General features: G+C 71.6%; 15 protein-coding genes. 11 read left to right on the forward strand and 4 right to left on the reverse strand.

The genetic code is table 11. The features are described 5' to 3' along the window. The first annotated feature begins 65 nt into the window (after positions 1-65). Together EFL26_RS18795 and EFL26_RS18800 are read left to right on the forward strand one after the other, a co-directional pair. Positions 66-992 carry a LysR family transcriptional regulator gene (locus EFL26_RS18795; protein ID WP_123224420.1) on the forward strand — a complete coding sequence of 309 codons (927 nt, stop codon included), beginning with the start codon at positions 66-68 and terminating at the stop codon, positions 990-992. Positions 993-1,124: 132 nt separating this feature from the next. Then, a complete protein-coding gene (locus EFL26_RS18800) occupies positions 1,125-2,348 on the forward strand; it encodes an MFS transporter (RefSeq protein WP_123224421.1) in 1,224 nt (407 codons plus the stop codon). 190 nt (positions 2,349-2,538) lie between these two features. On the opposite strand, the gene EFL26_RS18805 is transcribed toward EFL26_RS18800, so the two are convergent. Next, positions 2,539-3,390, reverse strand: coding sequence for a hypothetical protein (locus EFL26_RS18805; RefSeq protein ID WP_123224422.1), 852 nt, complete (start codon positions 3,388-3,390; stop codon positions 2,539-2,541). Positions 3,391-3,858: 468 nt separating this feature from the next. Here EFL26_RS18805 and EFL26_RS18810 point away from each other — a divergent pair, with 468 nt between their 5' ends. The 3 genes from EFL26_RS18810 (at position 3,859) to EFL26_RS18820 (ending at position 5,521) form a co-directional block, all read left to right on the forward strand. Continuing rightward, complete coding sequence (locus EFL26_RS18810; RefSeq protein WP_221177032.1) at positions 3,859-4,359, forward strand: GNAT family N-acetyltransferase; 501 nt, start codon at positions 3,859-3,861, stop codon at positions 4,357-4,359. Between the two features lie 41 nt (positions 4,360-4,400). Beyond that, positions 4,401-5,012 carry a YitT family protein gene (locus tag EFL26_RS18815; protein ID WP_123224423.1) on the forward strand — a complete coding sequence of 204 codons (612 nt, stop codon included), beginning with the start codon at positions 4,401-4,403 and terminating at the stop codon, positions 5,010-5,012. 71 nt (positions 5,013-5,083) lie between these two features. After that, positions 5,084-5,521 carry a pyridoxamine 5'-phosphate oxidase family protein gene (locus tag EFL26_RS18820; protein WP_123224424.1) on the forward strand — a complete coding sequence of 146 codons (438 nt, stop codon included), beginning with the start codon at positions 5,084-5,086 and terminating at the stop codon, positions 5,519-5,521. Positions 5,522-5,558: 37 nt separating this feature from the next. Here EFL26_RS18820 and EFL26_RS18825 read toward each other — a convergent pair whose 3' ends face one another. Together EFL26_RS18825 and EFL26_RS18830 are read right to left on the reverse strand one after the other, a co-directional pair. Next, complete coding sequence (locus EFL26_RS18825) at positions 5,559-5,867, reverse strand: GNAT family N-acetyltransferase (RefSeq protein WP_123224425.1); 309 nt, start codon at positions 5,865-5,867, stop codon at positions 5,559-5,561. 59 nt (positions 5,868-5,926) lie between these two features. Continuing rightward, positions 5,927-7,687 carry a sulfatase-like hydrolase/transferase gene (locus EFL26_RS18830; RefSeq protein WP_148046769.1) on the reverse strand — a complete coding sequence of 587 codons (1,761 nt, stop codon included), beginning with the start codon at positions 7,685-7,687 and terminating at the stop codon, positions 5,927-5,929. 185 nt (positions 7,688-7,872) lie between these two features. Here EFL26_RS18830 and EFL26_RS18835 point away from each other — a divergent pair, with 185 nt between their 5' ends. From EFL26_RS18835 to EFL26_RS18860, 6 genes are all read left to right on the forward strand, one after another. Next, positions 7,873-10,671, forward strand: a complete 2,799-nt coding sequence (locus tag EFL26_RS18835; protein WP_183408260.1) for an ExeM/NucH family extracellular endonuclease — start codon at positions 7,873-7,875, stop codon at positions 10,669-10,671. A gap of 151 nt (positions 10,672-10,822) precedes the next feature. Continuing rightward, entirely contained in the window at positions 10,823-11,269 is a 447-nt protein-coding gene (locus tag EFL26_RS18840) for a hypothetical protein (protein ID WP_123224428.1), read from the forward strand. 100 nt (positions 11,270-11,369) lie between these two features. Further along, the gene (locus EFL26_RS18845; protein WP_123224429.1) at positions 11,370-12,911 is read left to right on the forward strand and encodes a fatty acid desaturase; all 1,542 of its coding nucleotides are present in this window, start codon (positions 11,370-11,372) and stop codon (positions 12,909-12,911) included. Positions 12,912-12,963: 52 nt separating this feature from the next. Then, a complete protein-coding gene (locus tag EFL26_RS18850) occupies positions 12,964-13,155 on the forward strand; it encodes a ferredoxin (protein ID WP_123224430.1) in 192 nt (63 codons plus the stop codon). 110 nt (positions 13,156-13,265) lie between these two features. After that, the gene (locus tag EFL26_RS18855) at positions 13,266-13,925 is read left to right on the forward strand and encodes a TetR/AcrR family transcriptional regulator (protein WP_246000272.1); all 660 of its coding nucleotides are present in this window, start codon (positions 13,266-13,268) and stop codon (positions 13,923-13,925) included. A 137-nt stretch (positions 13,926-14,062) separates the two neighbouring features. After that, positions 14,063-15,304: a M15 family metallopeptidase gene (locus EFL26_RS18860; RefSeq protein ID WP_123224431.1), complete on the forward strand. Its 1,242-nt coding sequence runs from the start codon at positions 14,063-14,065 to the stop codon at positions 15,302-15,304. 85 nt (positions 15,305-15,389) lie between these two features. Here EFL26_RS18860 and EFL26_RS18865 read toward each other — a convergent pair whose 3' ends face one another. Continuing rightward, complete coding sequence (locus EFL26_RS18865; protein ID WP_123224585.1) at positions 15,390-16,148, reverse strand: ABC transporter permease; 759 nt, start codon at positions 16,146-16,148, stop codon at positions 15,390-15,392. Between the last annotated feature and the right edge of the window lie 156 nt (positions 16,149-16,304).

The following is a 16,304-nucleotide window of genomic DNA, read 5'->3' on the forward strand; positions in this document are numbered from 1 at the left end:
CGCTCGAACGATCAGGGAAGTGCAGATCGGTGATCGATCTCATCCACCAGGTTTATGGTGACCTTGTGACCGAGCGGCCCCTCCGCAACCTCGACCTCAACCTGCTCCCGACGCTCGACGCCCTCCTCCGCGAGCGCAACGTCACCCGCGCCTCCGAGCAGCTCGGCCTCAGCCAGCCCGCTGTCTCCGCGGCCCTCGCCCGGCTGCGCCGGCACTTCGGCGACGAGCTGCTGCACCGCACGGGCAACCAGTACGAGCTCACGCCGCTTGCGCAACAGCTCCGGGGAGCGACCGAGGCGGCGCTGTCCGGAGTGCAGCGCGTGTTCGACGCCTCCCCTGCGTTCGATCCCGCGTCCTCGGACCGCACCTTCCGGTTGATGATGTCCGACTACGCGACCGCCGTCCTCGGCGAGCAGCTCGTGCGCCGCCTCGCGGACATCGCCCCCGGCGTGCGCCTGCAGCTGAACCAGACCGAGCCGACGTTCGTCGACAACGCGGCAGAGACGCTTCGCAGCGTGGACGGCATGGTGCTGCCCCACGGGTTCCTCAAGGACATCCCGGTGGTCGACCTGTACGAGGACACCTGGGTCTGCGTGGTCAGCCCGGACAACGAGCGGGTCGGCGACGAGCTGACCATGGACGACGTCGCCACCCTCCCCTGGGTGATGCTGTGGAACCTCCCCACGGCGTTCGCCCCGGCCGCTCGTCAGCTCAACCTGCTCGGCGTCGAGCCGCTGGTCGAGATCACCGTGGACAGCTTCCTGACCGTGCCGTTCCTCATCGCCGGCACGCGACGCATCGCCGTGCTCCAGACGCGGCTGGCACACCGGCTCGCGGCGACGGCCGGGGTGCGCCTGCTGCCCTGCCCCTGGGACGCCATCCCGCTCAAGGAGGCGTTCTGGTGGCACCCCTCGCACCGTCGCGACCCGGCCCACCAGTGGCTGCGCAAGCTCCTGCAGGAGGTCGGCGAGGACCTGATGTCCGCGACGTGACCTGCCGCTATCCACGGGATGGATAGCGGCACCCAACATGTCTGACTTCCGCGCGGCGGCGGGTCGCGGCGACCCTCGTCGCCAGTGACGCCTGTCACGACCGGTGACCCGGTCCGACCCCACGGAGCCGCCATGTCCGTCAGCAACGCCACCACGCCGTCGTACCGCTCTGCCCCGACCCGGCAGGCCGGGCGCCCCCAGGGCCTGCTGCTCATGATGATGAGCTGCCTGCCCATCCTGGGCGCCGTCCTGCTCGCGCCCGTGCTGCCGAGGATGCAGGACCACTTCGGCAACACGCCGAAGGCCCAGGCCCTGGTACCGCTCTCGCTCACCGTGCCCGCCCTGATGATCGCGCTGCTGGCGCCGTTCGCCGGGCGCATCGTCGACAGGTTCGGGCGCAAGCGCCTGCTGGTCGCCGCCCTCGTGGTGTACGCCGCCTTCGGCACCGCACCGCTGTGGCTCGGCGGGCTCGAGGCGATCGTGCTCAGTCGCGTCGGCGTCGGGCTCGCCGAGGCAGCGATCATGACCTGCTGCACCACGCTGATCGCGGACTACTTCTCCGGACCGGCCCGTGACCGCTGGCTGGGCCTGCAGACCGTGTTCGCGTCGCTGTCGGCGACGCTCTTCTTCGCCCTCGGCGGTGCGCTCGGCGCCCACAACTGGCGCACGCCGTTCTGGCTCTACGCGTCGAGCCTCGCGTTCGCGGTGCTCGCCGCGACCCTGCTCTGGCAGCCTCGACCGCACGGCACCGCCGACGCCACGCGCCCGGACCTGCCACCCCTCCCGGTCCGCTCGCTGCTCGCCGCGTGCCTGGTCTCGCTCTTCGGTGGCATCGTCTTCTACACGCCGATCGTGGAGCTGCCGTTCCTGCTCGACCACGCAGGGGTCAGTGCCGTGCCCGTGATCGGCGCGATCACCGCGCTGGCCTCGGCCGCCACCGCAGCCGGCGCGTTCACCTTCGGACGCATCTCCCGCAGGGGCACCGCGATCCTCCTCCCGATCGCCTTCGCTCTCGCCGGCGTCGGACTGGTGGTCGTGGGTGTCGGGGCTTCGGTGCCGGTGATCGTCGTCGGTGCGGTCGTCGCGTCCGCGGGCACCGGCGTGATGCTGCCCACGCTGCTGGTCTGGGCGCTGTCGGGGCTGACCTTCGAGCAGCGTGGTCGCGGCACCGGCCTCTGGACGGCGGCGCTCTTCCTCGGCGAGTTCGTCTGTCCGCTGCTGGTGCTGGCCCTCGCCGCCGCGCTCGGCGGGCTCGGCGCAGCGGTCGCCCTCGTCGGAGCCGCCTCGCTCCTGGCCGCCGCGATCGCGCGGGCGGCTCTCACCGCACGTGCCGCAACGTCCCTCCAGACGCTGTGAGGGGAGTCCAACCGGGCGCGCCGGTCCTCTGCGTGCCTTCCGTGGAGTCCTCCTGACGGTCCAGGTGCTCGAACTCGCCGGCGTGAGAACGGCGTCCGGCGGAGTCGCCGCTCCCCCTCGCGCACAGCAGAAGGCCCCGGTCGGTCCGACCGGGGCCTTCTCCGTTCCACCGGTGTGGCCTGGTCGTGCCTCAGCCGACCTGCGCGGCCCGCCGGCCGCGGCGTACCAGACCGGTGCCCAGGCCGAGGGCCACCAGGGCCGCGAGGGCGAGCCCGAGCAGTGCCTGGCCGGCGCCGGTCTCGGGCAGCACACCGGTGGCCCGGTGCGCCGCGGCGGTGTGGGTCCGCACCTCGCCCCGCACCTGCCCGGTGGCGGGCGCGGAGACCAGGCTGGAGTCCGTGCCGGTGGCGACCGAGACCATGGTCAGCGACGGGGTGAGCTGGAGCTGCGGGGTCAGGTCCGACGTCTGGCCCGTGGTCTCGTCCGGGACCTGGCCGGGCAGGGGGCTGTCGGCGTCGCCCTCGGACCCGGTGGCCGGGCGGTCCTTGCAGTGGCCCGGTACGCCGACGCCGCGGTTGTCGTCCTCGCAGTCCGCGTCGTTGCCGGAGCCGTTGTTGCCGTCCTGGCTGCTGGTGTCCACGCCACCGGTGCCGCCGGGCTGGTCGACGCCGCCGTTGGTCATCCCGTCGGGATCGGCCTGCGCCTGGAAGTCGTTCGGCTTGGCCAGACTGACCGATGAGCCGGCCTGCGCGGAGGACGCGGTCCCGGCCCGGGGCGTGCTCGTGTGGGCCGCGTGGTGGTGGCCGGTGGTCCCGTGGTCCACGTGCGTCGTGGTGGGTCGGTGTGCCTGGCCCGCTGCCGCGTGCGCCGACGGCGTCTCCGGGTGCGCCGCGAGTGCCGGCGCCGCGAACCCGATCGAGGCCGCTGCCACCGCGGCGGCGCCCGCCCGTGCGAGGGTCCGTGCGCGCAGCGGCCGGCTGTGCGTCCGGTCCAGCCGGTGCTGGGGGTCCTGACGGTGTTTCTGGTCCTGCCTGCGTGACATGTCCGCTCCCGTTGTCCCGTGCCGCCGCCGGGGTCTGGGATCGTTTCCAGGAGGTCCCGGACGACGGGTCTCGATGAGGTGTTGTGTCATCGGGAACGGGCGGTTCCGCCCCGGGGTCACGCGGCCGCGACGTGACGAGAAACACCGGAATGAGCGGGCCGCCACGGGGTACTTGGGCGGGTTTCGACGTGGCTGTGTCAGGAGCCGATTTCGGCCGGATGCGGGAGGCGGGCGGCCTGTCCGGGACCTTGGTCCTGAGGTTCCAACGTAGCGAAGCCGCGGCCCGGATGCGAACCGGCCGACGCTCGTCGCCGACGTGCGGCCGACCGGGCGCAGCGGATCCGGACCGGCCTCTCAGTTCCGCGGTTTCCGGGACCGGCCGGGGCGGCCCGTGCGACAGTGAGCCGGTCTCGGGGACGCAGCGCGGAGGGCGTGGGCGGGCAACCGGTCAGGAAGTGGGTTGCCGCGATGAGCCACCTCGCGACGTCGATGACCACGCGGCTCGGCACGGTCACCCTGCGGCCTGCGACACCTCACGACCGCGCCTTCCTCCGCGAGGTCTACGCCTCGACCCGCGACGACGAGCTGGCCCGCGCCGGCTCCCCCGCGGAGCAGCGGGAGACCTCCGTCCAGGTGCAGTTCGACCTCCAGGACCGGCAGTACCGCAGCAGCAACCCGCACGGCAGCTTCGACGTGGTCGAGGTCGACGGCTGCCGCGCCGGACGCCTGTACGTCGACCGCCGGCTCGACGACATCCGCATCATCGACATCGCGCTGCTCCCGGCGTACCGGCGGGCCGGGATCGGCAGCCGGCTGATCAACGGGGTGCTGGAGGAGGCGCGGATGTCCGGTCGGTCCGCGAGCCTGCACGTCGAGGTGCACGACCCGGCGGCCCGGCTGTACCGCCGGCTGGGGTTCGCGATGGTCGCCGACCGCGGCCTGTACCGGCTGATGGAGTGGCGGCCCTGATCCTGGCGTCCTGAACCCGGGGCCCTAGGCTGCGACGGGTCATGAGCACGCCACGCGTCGCGCCGCCGCACACCCCGCTGGAGGACGCGTTCGGCCTGTTCACCGGCGTGTTCGTGGCCTCGCTCGGGATCTACCTGATCCAGGCGGCGGGCGCCGTCACCGGCGGCACGGCGGGGCTCTCCCTGTTGCTGTCCTACGCCACCTCGGTGCCGTTCGGCGTGCTGTTCGTGCTGATCAACGTGCCGGCGTTCGCGGTGGCCGCGTGGCAGAAGGGCGCGTCGTTCACGCTGAAGTCCCTCGGCTGCGTCGTCGCAGTGTCGCTGGCCACGCGGGTGCAGGCGGACATGCTCGACCTCGACGGCCTGCACGCGGCGTACGGCGTGGTGGCCGGCAACCTGCTGGCCGGGTCAGGGCTGCTGATCCTGTTCCGTCACGGCGCGAGCCTGGGCGGCTTCAACGTGGTCGCCCTGCTGATGCAGGAGAAGGTCGGCCTGCGGGCCGGCTACGTGCAGATGGCGCTGGACGTCGCGGTCGTGCTCGGCTCGGTGTTCGTCGTCGACCCCGGGCTCGTGCTGCTGTCCGCCCTCGGAGCCGTCGTCCTCAACCTGGTGCTCGCGCTCAACCACCGGCCGGGTCGCTACCTGGGGCTCTGAGCCGCTCCACGCCGCCCTCCATCCGTCCGCTCCGCCTGTGCGCCGACCCGGCAGGGGGGCAGGATGGAGGCATGAACGAGCTGCTCGAGCTGCCCTACGAGAAGTGCGAGGAGCTGCTGCGCGCGTCGATCGTGGGACGGGTCGCCTTCAGCACCGAGGAGGGCCCGCAGATCGTGCCGGTGAACTACACCACCGTCGGCAACGCGGTGCTGTTCCGGACCACGCCCTACAGCCAGCTCGGCGCCCACGCCGCCGGAAGCCCCCTCGCCTTCGAGATCGACCACATCGACTACGAGGACCACAAGGGCTGGAGCGTGGTCGCCCACGGGGTCGGCGAGCGCGTGAAGGACACGTCCGCCCTCGAGGACAGCACGCCGTTCTGGAACCCCAAGCCCTGGGCCGCCGGAGCCCGGGTCCTCTACATCCGACTGCCCTGGAAGACCCTGACCGGACGTCGGATCGGCGTTGGCTGGACCCGGGAGAACGAGCTGCCCGTACGCCGCCGCTGACGCCGACCGGATCGGGCGGCCGGATCGGGCGACCGGTTCAGGCGTCCGGGTCGCCGTCGTGGCGCCGCACGAGGTCGGCGTAGTCCGGGTGGTCGTCGATCCAGCCGTGGATGAAGGGGCAGACCGGGACGACGTCGCGGTCGCCCTTGGCCCGGACGTCGTCGAGCGCGCCCCTGGCGAGCGCCGAGCCGACGCCCCTGCCCTTGGCCGCCTCGAACACCTCGGTGTGGGTGAACACGATCGAGGACCGGGTCAGGTGGTACTCCGAGAACCCGAGGAGCTCACCGTCGATCCGCGCTTCGTACCGGCTCTCCTCGGGGTTGTCCGTGACCACGACGTCGCTCATGGCGCCCAACCTAGTGCCCGGCGAGGTCCGACGCGGGCACCCGACGCCGTGCCTGCGGGTCAGCGGTCGTAGTAGTCCGTCCGGGCCTGGAGGGCGTGCTGGTCCTCGCCGGCCAGCCAGGTGTCCCTGGTCTGCAGGTCGGCCGGCAGCGGCACCCGACAGGCCGCGCCCTTGCAGTCCTTGTACTGCTCCCACAGCCGGGCCATCTCGTCCCGGACCGCGGCGTAGCGCGGGTCGGAGTAGACGCTGTCCAGCTCGTTGGGATCGGCCATCTCGTCGTACAGCTCCGCGTCGCCGTTGGCGTAGCGGACCAGCTTCCACCGCCCCACGCGCAGCCCGGACGTCGTCAGGCCGGTGGGCAGGTCGGTCCACCGCTTGCGGTGCACGTCCTTGATCAGTCCCTCGGTCACGACGGGGATCGTCCACGGCTGGTCCGGGCCGGTCATCTCGGGCAGGTTCGAGGAGCCGTCCATGTCCGGCAGCGGCTTCGCGCCGGCCAGGTCGAGCACGGTGGCGGTGAGGTCCATCGTGGTGATCGGGTGGTAGCGGATGCCCTGCTCGATGCCGGGTCCGGCCACCTGGAGCGGCACGTGGAGCACGGGCTCGTGGGCCTTGATCTTGCCCTCGCGCTGCCGGTGCTCGCCGAGGTAGTAGCCGTTGTCGGAGGTGAACACGATCACCGTGTTGTCGTACTCGCCGGTCGCCTTGAGGCGCTGGACGATCTTGCCGAACTCCACGTCCCAGGCGTAGATCGACTCCGCGCGCTGCCGGGCGACGTCGCGCAGCCGCTGCTTCTCGACCGGCACCATCTCGCGCCACTTGCGGATGTTCTGCGGCTTGTCGCTGACGTCGGCCTCGGAGGGACCGTGGAGCGGAACGCCCGGCGCGTGGGTGATCTGGCGGTCGAACCGGCCCTTGACCCAGTCCGGGCGCGCGGGGCTCGGGAACTGCTGCAGCCAGTACTTCGACTCGCGGTACGGCGGCGGGTCGTCGCTCTCGACCGGGTCGCCGATGTGCGGCGCGACCGGGGTCACCCACATGAAGAACGGCTTGTCGTCGCGGTGGTACTTGGTGATCAGGCCACGCACCTCGTCGCCGATCACCGTCGAGGAGTACTGCCCCGTGTGCGGCACCGTGCGTCCGTTGATGTTCTGGGTGAACGCGAAGTAGTTGTAGGTGTTGCCCCAGTTGGGCGACCAGCGAGGGAACGGCGTCTCGATCCCGACCATCCAGTCGGTCCAGCCCGCGGGCACGTAGTGCTCGGACGGGCCGCCGGTGACCCGCGACGGCTGGAGGCCGTACTGGTTGAGGTACTTGCCGACCAGCGCGGTGTCGTAGCCGGCGTCCTGCATCCGGCCGCCGATGGTCAGGTGGTCGTCGAGGGCGCCGAACCCGTACGGCGCCGTGTGGTAGAGCACCCCGTGGTTGTGGGCGTACTTCCCGAGCAGGAAGCTCGCGCGGGCCGGGCAGCACAGCGGGTACGGCGAGAACGAGTTGCGGAAGTCCAGGCCGCGGTCGCGCACGTAGCGGCGCGCGTTGGGGGCGAAGCGCAGCTCGTCGGAGCGCATGTCGTCGAGCATCACGACCATGATGTTCGGCTTGGTGGCCGACGCGGGGCCACCGACGGTCCGGCCGTTCGGGTGCTCGCCGGGCGGGGGGACCGAGACTCCTGCCCGGTGCCCACCGGTCGCAGCGTGGCCGGGTCGCCCGGCGTACAGCGCGACCAGCGCGGCCAGGCAGGCGAACGCCGCGACCGCCGCCACCAGGACGGTCCGCGTGCGCGCGTCGGTGGGACGGGTGAGCACGATGCATGAGAACACGGCGGAGGCACCCTTCGGAGAGGAACGACGAAAGTCTACCGTTGCACTACACAATGGCTCGTCCACAGGTGGGCCCCGAGAATTCACGTGTTCCTGCTGACGCCGGGGCGGAGGCCGGGATAGGAAGGACCTCACACGGCGCGCCGGCTCTCGGGGGCGTCGATCTTCTCGGAGGAGACACCGGCATGTCCCAGCGCGTCCTTGCAGTCAGCCTGCGCGCCGCAATTGCTGCGGCGCTGGCCACCACCGGCTCGCTGGCGGCGGCCGGCACGTCGTCGGCCTCGACCACCGGCGCCGGCGTCGTGATCTCGGAGGTCTACGGCGCCGGGGGCAACACCGGTGCGGCGTACGACCACGACTACGTCGAGCTGTTCAACCCGACGAACGCGCCGGTGAGCCTGGCCGGGATGTCGGTGCAGTACCGCTCGGCGACGGGCACCGGGAACCCGACGGGCGTCACTGCGCTGACCGGCTCGATCGGCGCGAAGAGCTACTACCTGGTCGCCGAGGGCAGCGGTGGGGCCAACGGCGCTCCGCTGCCGACGGCGAACGTCACCGGTGCCGTCAACATGAGCGCCTCGGCCGGGACGGTCTTCCTGGCCAACCAGGCGACGGCTCTGACCGCCCCGCCGACGGGGTCGGTCACCGGCAATCCCGCCGTCGCCGACCTGGTCGGCTTCGGCACCAGCAACACCTTCGAGGCTGCCGCAGCCCCTGCGCAGTCGGCCACGACCTCGATCGCCCGCGACGCCGCCGGCAAGGACACCGACAGCAACGCCGCCGACCTGGTCGCCGGGCCGGGCACGCCCGGTGAGGCGCCGGGTGGATCGGCGGAGCCGCCGGCCACGGCGCTGCCGATCGCGGACATCCAGGGCCCCACCGACGTGAGCCCGTACGTCGGGCAGGCGGTCTCGACCGACGGGGTGGTCACCGCGGCGTACCCGACGGGCGGGTTCAACGGCTTCTACCTGCAGACCGGCGGCACCGGGGGTGACCTCGACCTCGGCACGCACACGAAGTCGGACGGGATCTTCGTCTTCTCCTCCGCGGCCGCCTCCGCGGTGCACCTCGGCGACCACGTGCAGGTGACCGGCAAGGTCGCCGAGTTCAACGGGCTGACCGAGCTCGTCCCGGCCGCCGCGTCCGACGTCAGCGCCCTCGCCTCCCCGGCGCCGGCGGTGAAGCCGGCGACCGTGGCGTGGCCGCGGACCGACGCGGCCCGCGAGTCGCTGGAGGGGATGCTGGTCGACCTGCAGGGGCCGTTCACCGTCGCGGACAACTACAGCCTCAACCAGTACGCCGAGATCGGGCTCGCCTCGGGCACCGAGCCGCTGTGGCAGCCGACCGAGGTCGCCGACCCGCACGACGCCGCCGCGATCACGGCCGTGAACGCCGACAACGCGGCCCGCAAGGTCACGCTCGACGACGGTGCGACCACGAACTTCCTGACCACCGGCAAGAACACGGCGCTGCCGTGGCTCACCCAGGACCACCAGATCCGGGTCGGTGCGACGGCGTCGTTCACGGCGCCGCTGGTCGTGGACTACCGCAACGGGCTCTGGAAGCTCCAGCCGACCGGCCAGCTCACGGCAGCTGCCGCCGCGCCGGTGTCCTTCGCCCACACCCGCACCGAGGCGCCCGCCCCCGTCGGCGGTGATGTGCAGATCGCGTCGTTCAACGTGCTCAACTACTTCCCGACCACGGGCGCCGACTACGTCGCGTCGGGCGGCACCTGCACCTGGTACGACGACCGCGTCGGTGAGCACGTCACCGTGCGGGACTGCACCGGCCCGAACGGCGAGCCCGGTCCGCGCGGCGCGGCCGACGCCGGCGACCTGGCCCGCCAGCAGGCGAAGATCGTGCGCGCGATCAACGGCCTCGGTGCCGACGTCGTCTCGCTCGAGGAGATCGAGAACTCCGCGAAGTTCGGGCTGCCGCGCGACGCCGCGGTCAGCACCTTGGTCGACGCGCTCAACGCGGCCGCCGGCGCCGGCACCTGGAGCTACGTGTCCACCCCGTCGAACATCGGCGACCAGGCCGACGAGGACGTCATCCGGACCGCGTTCCTCTACCGCACCTCGGTCGTCGCCCCGGTCGGTGAGTCCGTCGTCGACGACGCTCCCGAGTTCGATGTGGCCCGCGACCCGCTGGCGCAGACCTTCCAGCCCGTCGGCCGCACGAGTGCCTCGCGCTTCGTGGTGATCGTCAACCACTTCAAGTCCAAGGGCTCCGGCCCCGACGACGGCACCGGGCAGGGCAACTCGAACCCCCAGCGGGTCGCGCAGGCCCAGCAGCTGGTCACCTTCGCCGACCAGGTCAAGGCCGCGTCCGGCACCGACCGGGTGTTCCTCTCCGGCGACTTCAACGCCTACACCGAGGAGGACCCGATCAAGGTCCTCCACGACGCCGGCTACACGGACATCGGCTCGCACGAGTCGCCGGGCGAGCACACGTACCTCTTCGACGGCGTGGTCGGCTCCCTCGACCACGTGCTCGCGAACGCACCCGCGCTCGCCACGGTCACGGGTGCGCACGTGTGGAACATCAACTCCGTCGAGCCGGTCGCGCTGGAGTACAGCCGGTTCGACTACAACCTGACCGACTTCTACTCCGCGGATCCCTACCGTGCCTCCGACCACGACCCGCTGCTGGTCGGGCTCGACACGACCGCCGAGCCGGTCGCCACCACGATCTCGGCCGACGTCTCGCCCGACCCGGTCCTGACCGCGAAGCAGGACCGGGAGCCCGGTGAGGTCAGCATCCACGTGACCTCGCCGCGGGACACGGTCGACGCCGGCACGGTCGAGGTGTACGACGGCAGCGTGCTCGTCGGCACGACCAACGTCTCGGCGACGGGCGTCGCGTCGCTGACCCTTCCGGCGTACCGGCACAAGGGCGCGCACGCGCTGACCGTGCATTACCTCGGCACGCCGCTGTTCGCGCCGTCGGAGACGACCGTGGCGTTCGAGGTGAGCAACAAGTAGAAGCAGCGTCGGTGGTTGAGGTGCGGTTGCGCAGCAACCGCCTCGAAACCCGGCGAGGCGGCAGGGTCCGGTGGTTGAGGTGCGGTTGCGCAGCAACCGCCTCGAAACCCGGCGAGGTGGTCGAGCCTGCCGCAACCCCTACCGTGTCCTCGTGCGCCGCCTCGTCCTCCTCCTCGCCGTGCTCCTGGTGAACCTCCCGGCGGTGCACCAGGCGTGGACCGACCACCAGATCTCCCGCGACGGCCGCGACGTGGAGGCGGTGGTCCTCGAGGCGCGCACGATCCAGGGGCGCCACCTGGTCGACTACCGGCTGCCGAAGGACCTCGACCCGGCGGGCCGCCGGTTCTCCGCGTCGGTCGACGACGCGGCGTACGAGCTGGCCCGGACGACCGACCGGCTGGCCGTGCGCGTGATCCCGGGAAGGCCCGGCGCCAACCGACCCGACGGGGAGGTGTCCAGCCCGATCTTCGTGGTCGCCGCCGTGGGGGCCGATCTGGTCCTGCTGCTGATCGCGGGCCTGTGGTGGTGGCGACGCCGCTGGGGTGAGAACCCGGGGGCCGTCACCGGTGGTCCCCCCGGCGAGGACAGGCTCGCCTGAACTTTACAAGTCACAAGGTCTTGTCAAGCGGCTTTACATTCCGTACCTTCTTGTCAAGTGGCCCGACCCTCCCCGGGCCCCTTCCGGCAAGGAGTGATCCATGACGACGGACTACATCGCGAACTCGACGGTCCCCGAGGGGTCCAGCGACCGGTGGCGCGACAAGAAGCGCTACCTCTGGCTGATCGGGCTGGTGGTCCCGAGCCTGGCCTTCGTCGCCGCGACGGCGTTCATCGTGACCGGCTGGGGAGCCTGGCTGTGGATCGGCCCGATCATCATCCTCGGCGTGGTGCCGGCGATCGACCTGATCGCCGGCCTGGACAAGTCCAACCCGCCCGACGACGTGATCGAGCAGCTGGAGAACGACAAGTACTACCGCTGGATCACGTTCCTCTTCCTGCCGATCCAGTACGCCGGGTTCGTCGGCGCCTTCGCCGTGCTGGCCGGGGAGAACCCCGCCGGCTGGCTCGTGAACCTGCTCGGTGTGCACGACTGGGCCGCCGGACTGCCCTTCGCCGACCGGCTGCTCGCGCAGGACCTCGGCCTCAACGTGGTCGACAAGATCGGCCTGGCGATCTCGATCGGCTCGATCGGCGGCATCGGCATCAACACCGCCCACGAGCTCGGCCACAAGCGCGAGGCCAACGAGCGCTGGCTCTCGAAGATCGCGCTGGCGCAGAGCTTCTACGGCCACTTCTACATCGAGCACAACCGCGGCCACCACGTCCGCGTCGCGACCCCGGAGGACCCGGCATCGAGCCGGTTCGGCGAGAACTTCTACCAGTTCTGGCCGCGCACGGTCGGCGGCTCCCTGAGGAGCGCGTGGAACCTCGAGAAGAAGCGCTACGCCCGCAAGCACACGCACCCGTTCCACCTCGGCAACGACGTGCTCAACGCCTGGCTGATGTCGGCGGTGCTGTGGGGCGCGATCATCGCGGCCTTCGGGTGGGGCGTGGCGCCGTACCTGGTGATCCAGGCGGTGATGGGCTTCAGCCTGCTCGAGGTCGTGAACTACATGGAGCACTACGGGATGCTGCGCCAGAAGGTCGGCATCGGCGACCGGCAGCGCTACGAGCGGGTCGACCCGTCGCACAGCTGGAACTCCAACAACATCGCGACCAACGTGCTGCTCTACCACCTGCAGCGGCACAGCGACCACCACGCGAACCCGACCCGGCGCTACCAGACGCTGCGTGACTTCGAGGAGTCGCCGGTGCTGCCGACCGGGTACGCCGGGATGATCGTGCTCGCGCTGTTCCCGCCGGTCTGGCGCCGCGTGATGGACCCGAGGGTGGTCGCGCACTTCGGCGGCGACCTGACCCGCGCGAACCTCCAGCCCCGCAAGCGCGCGAAGATCCTGGCGCGCTACGGACTGACCGAGCGCGAGAACGAGCGCCTGGCCGCGATCAAGGCGGCCGACGACGCCGCCGCGGCAGCGAGGGCGGCGGCCGAGGTGCTGGCCGCGCGCTGCCCGGGTTGCGGCTTCGTCTACGAGGTGGCCGCGGGGTGCGAGCACGAGGGTTTCGCCGCCGGCACCGCGTGGAACGACATCCCCGACGACTGGTGCTGCCCCGACTGCGGCGTGCGCGAGAAGGTCGACTTCGTGCCGTTCGACCCGAGCGTCAAGGAGGGCGTCCGATGAGAAACCACCCCAACGGACCGCTCGCTGCGCTCGCGCTTCGCCGGGGGCCCCGATGAGGATCGTCGTGGACCGTGACCTGTGCGACGGGCACGGCATGTGCGAGGCGATGGCGCACGAGTACTTCGAGCTCGACGACGACGACGTGATGCGCGTGCTCGTGGAGTCTCCTCCGGAGTCCGAGCGTGCGAAGGTGCACGCCGCGGTGCAGTCGTGCCCGGCACTCGCGCTGAGCCTGCAAGACTAGGGAACCCCGGTGGTTGAGGTGCGAGCGCCAGCGCTTGTACTGAGGTGCGAGCGCCAGCGAGCCTCGAAGTGAGCCTCGAAACCTCCGGGACCGACGCGAGGGGAGGGACCGTGGACGCAGTGACACCGCGCCCTGCGCTGTCCGCCCTCCTCGGGGTCGACGAGGCCGGCGGCCCGTCGGGGCAGTCCGTGCCGCAGGGCGGCTGGCGGGCGCGCCTGATCGCGCAGGCGGCGGAGCTGACCCGGTCCGGAGGCTGGCAGGCGATCACGATGGCCAAGCTCGCCGACCGCGTCGGCGTCAGCCGCCAGACCGTGTACAACGAGATCGGCTCGAAGCGGCAGCTGGCCGAGGCGATGATCATGCACGAGCTCGAGGTGTTCCTCCAGGCGGTCGACGCCGCCTTCGAGGAGCACCCTGAGTCGCTCGTCGACGCGATCCGCGAGGCGGCCACCCGGGTGCTCGAGATGGCCCGCACCAACCCGCTCCTGCACGCCGTCCTGTCCGCCAGCCACGGCGCCGAGAGCGCGCTGCTTCCGCTGCTGACCACCCAGGTCGAGCCGCTGATCGAGGCCGCCCACGGGCTGGTCCGCCGCCACCTCGACACCTACGACCACGGCCTCGACGAGGACCGCATCGACCCGCTGGTCGACATGGTGATCCGGCTGGTGCTCAGCCACGTCACCGCGCCGAGCACCTCGCCGCGCGAGACCGCCGACAACATCGCCTGGATCGCGGCCCGGGTGCTGGCCTCGGCGCGGGCCCACGCGTGACCCCGGTCGGGGACGTCCGGGGAGCCCGGACGAACGGCTGAGGAGTCCTCGGGCGCTTCGTTAGCATGGATCCTTCCGGGAGGCGGCGCCGCAGGGGGAGCGGCAGGATCGACCGCGCGACGTGGGGGCGGAGGGACATGCAGGGCTCGGCAGTGCGGCGTACGCGGGTGCTGGTGCTGCCTGCCCTGGTCACTGCGCTGGTCACTGCGCTGGCGCTCGCGGTCGCCGGGTGCGGGGCTTCGCACCGGGCGACGGACAAGCCGGTCGCCGCGACCGACAGCCCCACTCGCACCGACGCGCCCACCGGCCTCGAGGACGTCGCCATGCCCCGACCGGGCAAGGTGAAGACCCCGCTGTTCACCCAGGACCTGCTCGTCTTCAGCCAGGACCCGCTCCCCAAGGACGTCGTCACCGCGATCAAGGGCGTGAAGGGCGTGCAGGCCGCCGAGCAGTTCTCGATGGCGTCCTTCTACGTCGAGGAGCAGCAGGTCACGTACGCCGCGATCAACCCCGACACCTTCCGGCGCTACCTGCCCGCTGCGGCCGCGCAGGACACGGAGGTGTGGGACCGGGTGGCCGACGGCGAGCTCGGCGTCACGCCGACGATCCGCGACGCGGTCGCCGTGCACGACGACACCGTGCAGATGGGCAACGGCAAGGACGCCCCGCTGATGCACATCGGCGCACTGACGCCGCTGAACGACCAGCTGCACACCCCGTTCATCAACGCGGTGGTCAACGAGAAGTGGGGGCCCAAGCTGCACATGCCCACCGGCAACGCGCTGCTGATCTCCACCGGCAACGCCGATCCGGTGGCCCTGCGGCCGACGATCGCGGGCCTGGCCGGCGACAAGGCGACCGTGCTGGTGCTCGGACCCGGTCGCAACCTCGACCCCCACGCCGCCCTGACCGCCGTGCTCACCGGCGGGTCGGTCGCGCAGGCGGTCGGCTCGTTCACCTACACCGTCAACCCGGACGGCTCGGTCAACCCCGACCCGCGGTGGATCCGCGACTACATCCGCACCGAGCAAGTGCCGATCCTGGGCGCCGTACGGTGCAACAAGGCGATGCTGCCCCAGCTCCGCGCCGCCCTGCAGGACGTGGTGAAGCTCGGCCTGGCGTCGAAGATCCACCCGAACGAGTACGGCGGCTGCTACGTCCCGCGCTACATCGGCCACGACCCCTCGCAGGGCCTGTCGTTCCACACCTGGGGCACGGCGATCGACCTGAACGTCGCGGAGAACCAGCGCGGCACCGCCGGCACGATGGACCGCAACGTGGTGGCGATCTTCCGGAAGTGGGGCTTCAACTGGGGCGGGACGTGGCGCTACACCGACCCGATGCACTTCGAGATGGCGCAGCTGGTGGCGGTCCGGTGACGGGCGGCCGTCGGCTCCCTGGTCGGGCCGGCTGATTGCTCTCCGGGTGTCTCACGCCGGCGTGCCTCGATCCCTTCCGCCGTGCTCAGTCGATCAGCTGGCGGGTGAGGTCGGTGGGCAGCAGGCGGCGCGCCGCGATGAGGCGCTCGGCCACCGCAACGGTGATCGTCTGCGCGGCCATGATGCCGAAGAGAACGAGGGCCTGCGCAGTGGCGGCCTGCACAGGGCTGCCGCCGCCGAGCATCACGCCGATGAACGCGCCGGGAAGGGTGACCACGCCGGTGGTCTTCACCTGGTCGAGGCCGGGCAGGAGGGCCTCGGGCGCTCGCCGGTGGATCGACTCGGTGATCGCCTGGGCCGGCAGCATGCCGAGGGACAGGCACGCTTCGTACTGCGAGCGCTCCTCCCGCAAGGCCGCGAACGCACGCCGCCCGACCAGGGTGTGGCCGGTCATCGCGTTGCCGACGATGATGCCGGCGACCGGGATCACGGCGATCCCCTTCCACGGCACCGCCCCGGTCGCGAAGACCACGATCAGCACCGGGGCGGCCCCGGCGGCCATGGCGAGGGCCGCCCACGGCCACGCCCGGAGCGCCTCGACGCGGCGGCCGGTGGTGAGCACGCCCATCGCGAACATCACGGCGACGAGCAGCCAGGACAGCGCCAGGCTGCCCACGACGGTCTTGATCAGCAGCGCGACCACGCCGAGCTGGACGACCGCGCGAGCGGCCGCGACCAGCGAGGGCAGCTCGAGGCCGTAGCCGGCGACCCGGTGCGCGACGAGGGTGAGCGTGAGCAGGGCGACGAGCGCGATCACGACGGGCCAGGTGGGGTCGATGCTCACGAGGAGCACGCTAGCGAGACGGCGGTCGGCGGGGCGAGTCCGTGCCAGCAATCCACAAGGAGGGCTGCCTAGCGTCGTGGCACACACCCGGTCAGGAGCGCCAGTCGTCCCCAGGACAAGGCGCCGGACCGGGCGAAGGCGGCGCCGTTGCCCCCC

The organism is Nocardioides pocheonensis, from assembly GCF_003725535.1.
Taxonomy (GTDB): Bacteria; Actinomycetota; Actinomycetes; order Propionibacteriales; family Nocardioidaceae; genus Marmoricola; species Marmoricola pocheonensis.